This is a genomic window from Comamonas granuli NBRC 101663, assembly GCF_000739995.1.
GTDB lineage: Bacteria > Pseudomonadota > Gammaproteobacteria > Burkholderiales > Burkholderiaceae_C > Simplicispira > Simplicispira granuli.
Genome location: NZ_BBJX01000032.1, coordinates 1 through 1,027, shown reverse-complemented (window position 1 = coordinate 1,027; position 1,027 = coordinate 1). Strand labels below are relative to the sequence as shown.

At 62.5% G+C, this 1,027-nt stretch carries 2 protein-coding genes; both read left to right on the top strand.

All coding sequences use genetic code 11. From position 1 onward, the window contains the following. On the top strand, positions 1–801 hold an 801-nt coding region (locus CGR01S_RS16065), incomplete at its 5' end, for a DUF3987 domain-containing protein (RefSeq protein ID WP_042429717.1). A gap of 10 nt (positions 802–811) precedes the next feature. Beyond that, the coding region (locus CGR01S_RS16815; RefSeq protein WP_156967604.1) for a hypothetical protein at positions 812–1,027 on the top strand (216 nt) is incomplete at its 3' end.

Here is a 1,027-nt window from a genome sequence, read left to right as displayed (position 1 = left end):
CGCAAGGCCTACGTGTCGCGCGCTGCTGTCACGCTGGGCCTGATGCTGCAGCCCGATTTGCTGAACGAGGCCGCAGGCTCCAACAAGTTCAAGGCCAGCGGCCTGATGGCGCGGTTCGCCTACTTTCTGCCGCCGCCCTTCGTGGGTTCGCGCGACGTGCGCCGGTTCTCTGCCGTGCCCAAGGAGCTGCGCGACAGGTACGCCCGCTGCATTGATGAACTGATGCCAGACCCCACCCAGTTGCCAGACCACCCGCCCACCGTGGTGGAACTGGAGCAGCATGCGCTGGAACTCTGGTTCGACTTCGCGCAGGAATGCGAGCATGGCCTGGCTGAGGGCGGGGCGCTGTCGGCCATCCCCGACTTCGGGGCCAAGCTGGCAGGCACGGCCGCGCGCATCGCGCTGCTGTTTGAGCTGGTGGAGGCAGGGCCAGCACCCCGGGCCGTGGGGGTGGACAGCATGGCGCGGGCCATCGCGCTGTGCCGCTTGCTGGTGCCCCATGCCCGTGCGGCCTACCGGCTGCTGGCAGCCGACGAGACAGACCGCGATGCAGATCACATCCTGCAATGGATCGTGCGCGAGGCCACGCGCCGGGGCGGTTTGGATTCCGTGCGCCAGTCCGAGATTCACTTTGCACTGCGGGCGCGGTTCACCAAACGCGAGCGGCTGGTGGCTGCCCTGCAGCGCCTGCAGGCCAACGCATGCCTGAGGCACACCACCGTGAAGAACCAGGGCGCCAGGGCTTCCGACGTTTGGCAGATCAATCCCCGGCTTTTTCATGAAAACATGTTTTTCCAATAGGTAGAAAAAAATGAATATCTCTCTCTATACAAGAACTTGCGAGCGCAAGCATGAAGAAGCCATGAAAAACATGAAGAACATGAAGAACCTACAGACCGAGGTGCGCGGTGGTGGACTTCGGGTCTTTCCTGTTTTTCATGTTTTTCATGTGATCCACAGGCGTGTGTGCGTGGTGGTGGGTGGGCTGCGCGGGTCCTTCAAAAATGCCTGGGATGCGGGTAATTCG